This is a genomic window from Pseudomonas sp. NPDC088429 (assembly GCF_044753305.1).
Lineage (GTDB): Bacteria > Pseudomonadota > Gammaproteobacteria > Pseudomonadales > Pseudomonadaceae > Aquipseudomonas > Aquipseudomonas rustica.
On record NZ_JBIVMX010000119.1, the window covers coordinates 1 to 7,329 of the forward strand.

Here is a 7,329-nt window from a genome sequence, read left to right on the forward strand (position 1 = left end):
CCTGCTGCTGACCTTCTTCTTCCGTCTGTTGCCGGAGCTGATCGAGCGTGGCTATATCTACATCGCTCAGCCGCCGCTGTACAAGGTCAAGAAAGGCAAGCAAGAGCAATACATCAAAGACGACGACGCCATGGAAGAGTACATGACGCAGTCGGCCCTGGAAGATGCGAGCCTGCACCTGAACGAAGAAGCCCCGGGCATTTCCGGGGAAGCGCTCGAGCGTCTGGTAAATGACTTCCGCATGGTAATGAAGACCCTCAAGCGTCTGTCGCGCCTGTACCCGCAGGAACTGACCGAGCACTTCATCTACCTGCCGGCCGTGAGCCTGGAAAAGCTCGGCGACCACGCAGCGATGCAAGAGTGGCTGGCCCAGTACGAAGCGCGTTTGCGCACCGTCGAGAAGTCCGGTCTGGTCTACAAGGCCAGTCTGCGTGAAGACCGTGAACGTGGCGTGTGGCTGCCAGAGGTCGAACTGATCTCCCACGGCCTGTCGAACTACGTCACCTTCAACCGCGACTTCTTCGGCAGCAATGACTACAAAACCGTCGTCACCCTCGGGGCTCAACTGAGCACCCTGCTCGACGAAGGCGCGTACATCCAGCGCGGCGAGCGCAAGAAAGCAGTCACCGAGTTCAAGGAAGCACTGGACTGGCTGATGGCTGAAAGCACCAAGCGCCACACCATTCAGCGATACAAAGGTCTGGGCGAAATGAACCCGGATCAGCTGTGGGAAACCACCATGGACCCAAGCGTGCGCCGCATGCTGAAAGTCACCATCGAAGACGCCATCGGCGCAGACCAGATCTTCAACACCCTGATGGGTGATGCGGTCGAACCTCGCCGTGACTTCATCGAGAGCAATGCGTTGGCGGTTTCGAACCTGGATTTCTGATCCTCGTTTGCGTCAAACAAAAAGGCCAACGCATTGCGTTGGCCTTTTTTATTGGCAGATCAAAAGATCGCAGCCTTCGGCAGCTCCTACAGGAGATCAATGTAGGAGCTGCCGAAGGCTGCGATCTTTTGATCTTACTCGGGCGCTGCCGCCACACTCTCCAACCGATACCCATACCCATAAATCGTCAACAACTGCCAACCTCGATCCGCCGTCAGCCCGAGCTTGTTCCGCAGGCGATAGATATGCGTATCCAGCGGCCGCGACGAAGCCATCTCCTCATGCGGCCAAAACCGTTCATACAGATAATCCCGCGATAACGGCCTCCCCAGGTTGCTGAACAGACACCGCGCCAGTCGATACTCGCGCTCGGTCATGACAATCGGCTTTCCCTCGCGAGTGACGGTGAGTTCAGCGTCATCAAACGTCAGATCATTAAAGCTCAGCACTTCTGTCGCCGCCGCACGTTGCTGGCTGTGCCGACGCAATACTGCGGCCACCCGCGCCTTCAATTCATTCGGCCGAAACGGCTTGCTCACATAATCATCCGCCCCCGCATTCAACGCCTGAACGATATCGCTCTCGCCATCACGGCTGGTGAGCATGATCGCTGCTGGTGGCGCTTCCATGTGTTCGCGGGTCCAGCGCAGCAGGGCCAGGCCGGTGAGGTCGGGCAGTTGCCAGTCGAGGATCAGCAGGTCGAAGGTTTCCCGGCGCAGTTGGCGCAGCAGGTCTTCACCGCGTTCGAAGCTGTGCAGTGACCACGGCTGTTCGCCGGCATCGGCCATTTGCTGCAGGGTTTGTTCGACCCGGCGCAGTTCGGCGGGTTCGTCGTCCAGAATCGCAACGCGCATTCGCGGTCATTCCTTGTTGCTTGGGCAGTTGGCGGACAACCATAGTCGCTCGGCCCTCGCAGTGAAAGTAAGCAGCCCGCCGTTGGTCGACGTCCGCTATGATTCTTCGGGTCTACGTCTCAGACCTGTGGCCCATGAAACCATTCACCCTGCCCTGCCGTTTTTCCAAATGAACACTAATCGCCGGCGCGAAAGCCGCGAGCCCAGCCAAGTGCAGCGCCTGTTTCGACAGCTGGTGCGCGAGTGGTTGTGGATAAGTCTAGTGCTGTTGCCGCTGACTGCGCTGTTGTCGTATCGCGCGCAGATCAACCTGCACGGTGCGGCTCCCGTCATGGGGGCGATGCTTTCGGTTGGGTTGGTAGCGTGTGTACTTGGATTGCTGTTGTGGCGTCCGCGCTGGGCGTTGTGGATAACGTTGGTTGGCATGGCCGGCGTGCTGCTGACCAGCGCCGGGCTGGCGGAGATGCGTCGCTGGTGGTCGCCAACGCCGGCGGTGTTGGGCATGTTGTTCGGCTATCTGATCTGGAACTGGCGGCGCCTGAGTGTGGTGCTGACTTATTTCGGCTGGGAGCTGACGCGGCTGGATGGAGAGCCGAAGGTTTTCCCCGAACGCCGTCGTACGCAATTCACTGGCGCCGATCGTTTGCAGGGGCAGATCATGGCCCTCGAGCAAGCCATGAGCCGCACCCGCGATACTCGACGCTTCATCGCAGACGGTTTGGAATACTTGCCGGTCGCCACACTGATCAGCGATCCCAAGGGGCAGATCCTGCTGGGCAATCGCAAGGCCCGCGCGTTGTTCGATACCTCATTGGTGGGCGACGACGTCCTCGATCAACTCGGCCGCCTCGGCTATCCGGAATTATCCACAGAGCCACGTCCAGCGTTATCCGCCCTTCCGCTGCTGGAATTCCGTGACCACAAGGAACGCAGCCTGCGCCTGGAACGTGCCGCCCTGCTGCCGGTGGACGGTGACACGCCGATCGGCTGGCTGCTGAGCCTCACCGACCTCAGCGCCGAACGCGCGGCGGAAGAACAACGCAGCGTGTTGCTGCGCTTTCTGTCCCACGACCTGCGCGCGCCGCACTCGGCGATCCTCGCTTTGCTGGATGTGCATCGTCATCAGGCCGGGGCTGATGCGCCGTTGTTCGAACAAATCGAACGTCAGGTGCGCCGCGCGCTGGATCTGACCGACGGTTTTGTTCTGCTGGCGCGAGCCGAGTCTGAGACTTACCAATTTCAACCGACGTTGTTCGCGATGCTGGTGCTCGACGTGCTGGATCAAGCGTTGCCCATTGCCCAGCAGAAACGCATCGAGCTGCTGCATGACATGGATGAAGAGTCGCAGGAACGTCTGATCAATGCCGATCAAGGCTTGCTGACACGCGCGCTGTTCAACCTGCTGGAAAACGCGATCAAGTACAGCCCGGCCGACACCACGATCACCCTGCGGGTCCGTTGCCGTGAGGAATGGTTGCACTGTGAATTGATCGATCAAGGCAAAGGCATCGCCGCCGATGAATTGCCGGATCTGTTCAGCCAGTACCGCCGTTTTTCCTCTGCCCAAGGCATCGATGGTGTGGGGCTGGGCCTGTCGATGGTCAAAGCGGTGGTTGATCACCATGGCGGTAAAATCGAATGCCGCAGCGTGGTGGATCAAGGCACCACGTTCCTGCTGGAGTTACCGCTGATTCACGAATAATCAGGCACAAAAAAACCGGCTATATCAGCCGGTTTTTTTACATCGGAAAAAAACTTATGCACCTTTTACGGTCTTTTATGAGCTTGAGAAATATATAAGTAAATCAATTACTTAATATCAATATTCAAGCCTTTTCAAACAAACCGTACACAGGTTATCCACAAAATCTCAGACAGCGATCTGATCATTGGCGACTGGTGCCTGCGGGGCCGGTGGCAGAGAGCCCATTTCGCGTTGAGTCTTCTCGTTCCAGGCTTGCACCCGGTCGTTCAACTCGGCAATGGCGCGCGGGCCTGTGCCTTCGGCGTACATCGGTTCGCCGATGACCACAGTGATCACGCCGGACTTTTTACCCCAGCCGACTTTCGGCCAGAATTTGCCGGCATTGTGTGCAATCGGCAGTACCGGAAGCGCCGCATTCACTGCCAAAGCGCTGCCACTGCGGGAGAACTTGCCGACAGTGCCAAACGGCACGCGTGTGCCTTCCGGAAAGATCAGCACCCAAACGTTGTCCTTGAGCAGCTCGTCACCTTTGGCGGCGACTTGTTTCAGTGCAGCTTTCGGGTTGTCACGGTCAATCGCGATCGGCCGCAACATGGCCATGGCCCAGCCGAAGAACGGCACGTAAAGCAGTTCGCGTTTGAGCACTTGGCTCAACGGCGAGAAATAAGCGGATAGAAAGAACGTCTCCCAGGTGCTCTGGTGGTTCGATTGAATCACGCAGGGCCGGTCAGGCACGTTTTCCGCGCCCTTGATTTCGTAGCGGATACCGAGAAATACCTTGGTCAGCCACAAGGCGCAACGGCACCAGTACACGTTGATAAAACGATAACGCGCCTTGAACGGCAGAAACGGCGCGATGAAAAAACTCAAGCTGCACCACAGCAGGGAGGTGGTGCCCAGCAGCAGGTAAAAGAGAAAAATCCTGATGGCCCGCAGTATCGACATAGTGACGTTTACCGTGACGGGGCAATGCCCGAGTGTTCAAGCGCACTCCCGATCAATCCCTGGTCAGGAACTTCAGAAGTACTCTAGTTGTGGATAAGTTCTGCGGCAATCGCCGCCAGATCGTCAAAAATCAGAGTGCCAACCGGCAGGGTTTTGCCCTGAGTCTTTTCGCCTTTTCCGGTCTTTACCAAAACTGGCTGTGAATCGACGGCTTTGGCAGCCTCCAGGTCACCAAGGCTGTCGCCGACGAACCAGACATTGCTCAGCTCGACGTCGTAATGCGCCGCGATGGTTTTCAACATCCCCGGTTTCGGCTTGCGGCAATCGCAGCCTTCGTCCGGCCCATGCGGGCAGTACACGATCAGCCCGACTTCACCGCCCTGCTCCGCGACCAGCTCACGCAAGCGCGCGTGCATGGCATTGAGGGTGGCGAGGTCGTAATAGCCGCGAGCAATGCCCGACTGGTTGGTGGCCACCGCCACCGTCCAGCCGGCCTTGCTCAACTGCGCAATCGCTTCGATCGAGCCGGGCAACGGAATCCACTCCGCCACTGACTTGCTGTACGCGTCGGAGTCGTAATTGAGCACTCCGTCCCGATCGAGAATCAGCAGTTTCAACAGCAATCCCTCAACCCAGCAGCGAAATGTCGGCAACGCCGAGGAACAGACCACGCAGACGCGCCAGCAGCGCGTAACGGTTGGCCCGCACATTGGCGTCGTCGGCATTGACCATCACCGCGTCGAAGAACGCATCCACCGGCTCACGCAATGCCGCCAGGCGTGCCAGCGATTCGTTGTACTGACGCGCCGCAGCCATCGGCTGTACCGCTTGATCCGCTTGCTGGATCGCCGAGTACAGCGAGAACTCGTTGGCGTTGTCGAAGTACTTCGCTTGTACCTCGGTCGGTACTGCGCCTTCGAGTTTGCTCAACAGGTTCGATACACGCTTGTTCACCGCCGCCAGCGCTGCTGCTTCCGGCAGTTTGCGGAAGGCCTGCACCGCTTGCACACGCTGATCGAAGTCCAGCGCCGAACCCGGCTTCAGGGCACGTACCGACAGGTAAGTGGCGACTTCAACGCCTTCGTCTTCATAACGCGCACGCAGACGGTCGAAGATGAATTCCAGCACGGACTCGTTGAGACCGGCTGCCTTGACCTTGGTACCGAACGCATTCACGGCGAAAGCCACGGCGTCGTTCAGGTCGAGGTCGAGTTTCTTCTCGATGAGGATACGCAGCACGCCGAGTGCCGCACGGCGCAGGGCATACGGGTCTTTGCTGCCGGTTGGCAGCATGCCGATACCGAAGATACCGACCAGCGTGTCGAGCTTGTCAGCGATGGCAACGGCCGCACCGGTCAGGGTGGCTGGCAGTTCAGCACCGGCACCGCGTGGCATGTACTGCTCGTTCAGCGCCAGTGCGACGTCTTCCGGCTCGCCATCATTGAGGGCGTAGTAGTAACCGGCGACACCTTGCATCTCCGGGAACTCGCCAACCATTTCGGTGGCCAGGTCGCACTTCGACAGCAGGCCAGCGCGGGCAGCCCACGAAGCGTTGCCGCCGATGCGTGCGGCGATGTAAGCCGCCAGTTTCGAAACGCGCTCGGCCTTGTCATAGACGCTGCCGAGTTTTTCCTGGAACACCACGTTCTTCAGGCGCTCGTTGAACACTTCGAGTTTCTGCTTCTTGTCTTGCTTGAAGAAGAACTCGGCGTCGGTCAGGCGTGGGCGAACCACTTTCTCGTTACCGGCGATGATCTGTTGCGGGTCTTTGCTTTCGATGTTGGCCACAGTGATGAAACGTGGCAGCAACTTGCCGTCGGCATCCAGCAGGCAGAAGTACTTCTGGTTGTCCTGCATGGTGGTGATCAGCGCTTCTTGCGGCACGTCGAGGAAACGTTCCTCGAACGAGCACACCAGCGGCACCGGCCATTCAACCAGCGCGGTCACTTCGTCGAGCAGTGCCGGCGGAACGATTGCCGTGCCTTCCTGACGGGTGGCCAGCTCTTCGGTGCGCTTGCTGATGATCTCGCGACGCTCGTTGGCGTCGGCCAGAACATAAGCGGCACGCAGATCGGCGAGGTAGCTTGCCGGCGAACCGATGCGCACGCTTTCCGGGTGGTGGAAGCGGTGACCACGGGAATCACGGCCGGCCTTCTGCGCGAGGATGGTGCAGTCGATGACCTGGTCACCGAGCAGCATCACCAGCCATTGGGTCGGACGCACGAACTCTTCCTTGCGCGCCCCCCAACGCATGCGTTTCGGGATCGGCAGGTCGTTCAGCGAATCTTCGACGATGGTCGGCAGCAGGCTCGCGGTCGGCTTGCCGGCGATGCTCTGGCTGTAACGCAGTTTCGGGCCGCTCTGGTCTATTTCGCTCAGATCAACGCCGCACTTCTTGGCGAAACCCAGTGCTGCCTGCGTTGGATTACCTTCAGCGTCGAACGCCGCCTGACGTGGCGGGCCGTCGAGGTTGATGCTGCGATCCGGTTGCTGGGTAGCCAGCGCGGTGATCAGCACAGCCAGACGGCGCGGCGCGGCGTAGACGGTTTTAGTCTCGTAGCTCAGGCCAGCGGCTTGCAGGCCCTTGTCGATACCGGCGAGGAACGCGTCAGCCAAGGTATTCAGGGCTTTCGGTGGCAGTTCTTCGGTGCCCAGTTCAACCAGAAAATCTTGCGCACTCATTGTGCTGCCTCCAGCTTGGCCAGTACTTCGTCACGCAGATCCGGGGTCGCCATCGGGAAGCCCAGCTTGGCGCGTGCCAGCAGGTAGGCTTGCGCAACGGAACGCGCCAGGGTGCGTACGCGCAGAATGTATTGCTGACGCGCGGTCACCGAGATCGCCCGGCGCGCATCCAGCAGGTTGAAGGTGTGCGAGGCCTTCAACACCATTTCGTAGCTCGGCAACGGCAGCGGCTGGTCGAGTTCGATCAGGCG

At 59.3% G+C, this 7,329-nt stretch carries 6 protein-coding genes and 1 pseudogene; 2 read left to right on the plus strand and 5 right to left on the minus strand.

Features of this window, described 5'->3' with window-relative positions; genetic code table 11:
* Positions 1-892: pseudogene (gene gyrB, locus ACIP66_RS27890) on the plus strand (DNA gyrase subunit B); the annotation flags it as partial.
* A gap of 134 nt (positions 893-1,026) precedes the next feature.
* Here the strand turns inward: gyrB and ACIP66_RS27895 are convergent.
* Positions 1,027-1,746: a response regulator transcription factor gene (locus tag ACIP66_RS27895; protein ID WP_159813443.1), complete on the minus strand. Its 720-nt coding sequence runs from the start codon at positions 1,744-1,746 to the stop codon at positions 1,027-1,029.
* Positions 1,747-1,915: 169 nt separating this feature from the next.
* On the opposite strand from ACIP66_RS27895, the gene ACIP66_RS27900 reads away from it, so the two are divergent.
* Positions 1,916-3,448, plus strand: coding sequence for an ATP-binding protein (locus tag ACIP66_RS27900; protein ID WP_400652424.1), 1,533 nt, complete (start codon positions 1,916-1,918; stop codon positions 3,446-3,448).
* Positions 3,449-3,616: 168 nt separating this feature from the next.
* Here the strand turns inward: ACIP66_RS27900 and ACIP66_RS27905 are convergent, their stop codons facing one another.
* The 4 genes from ACIP66_RS27905 to ACIP66_RS27920 form a co-directional block, all read right to left on the minus strand.
* The gene (locus ACIP66_RS27905) at positions 3,617-4,396 is read right to left on the minus strand and encodes a 1-acyl-sn-glycerol-3-phosphate acyltransferase (RefSeq protein WP_212545434.1); all 780 of its coding nucleotides are present in this window, start codon (positions 4,394-4,396) and stop codon (positions 3,617-3,619) included.
* 83 nt (positions 4,397-4,479) lie between these two features.
* A complete protein-coding gene (gene gmhB / locus ACIP66_RS27910; protein ID WP_400652427.1) occupies positions 4,480-5,019 on the minus strand; it encodes a D-glycero-beta-D-manno-heptose 1,7-bisphosphate 7-phosphatase in 540 nt (179 codons plus the stop codon).
* Between the two features lie 4 nt (positions 5,020-5,023).
* A complete protein-coding gene (gene glyS / locus ACIP66_RS27915; RefSeq protein WP_400652429.1) occupies positions 5,024-7,078 on the minus strand; it encodes a glycine--tRNA ligase subunit beta in 2,055 nt (684 codons plus the stop codon).
* Positions 7,075-7,329: glycine--tRNA ligase subunit alpha (locus ACIP66_RS27920; RefSeq protein WP_400652432.1), on the minus strand; the 255-nt coding region annotated here is incomplete at its 5' end. The genes glyS and ACIP66_RS27920, both read right to left, overlap by 4 nt.

Coding starts and splice junctions, on each gene's coding strand:
- ACIP66_RS27895 (WP_159813443.1), bottom strand. CDS start 1,746: ATGCGCGTTGCGATTCTGGACGACGAACCCGCCGAACTGCGCCGGGTC.
- ACIP66_RS27900 (WP_400652424.1), top strand. CDS start 1,916: ATGAACACTAATCGCCGGCGCGAAAGCCGCGAGCCCAGCCAAGTGCAG.
- ACIP66_RS27905 (WP_212545434.1), bottom strand. CDS start 4,396: ATGTCGATACTGCGGGCCATCAGGATTTTTCTCTTTTACCTGCTGCTG.
- glyS (WP_400652429.1), bottom strand. CDS start 7,078: ATGAGTGCGCAAGATTTTCTGGTTGAACTGGGCACCGAAGAACTGCCA.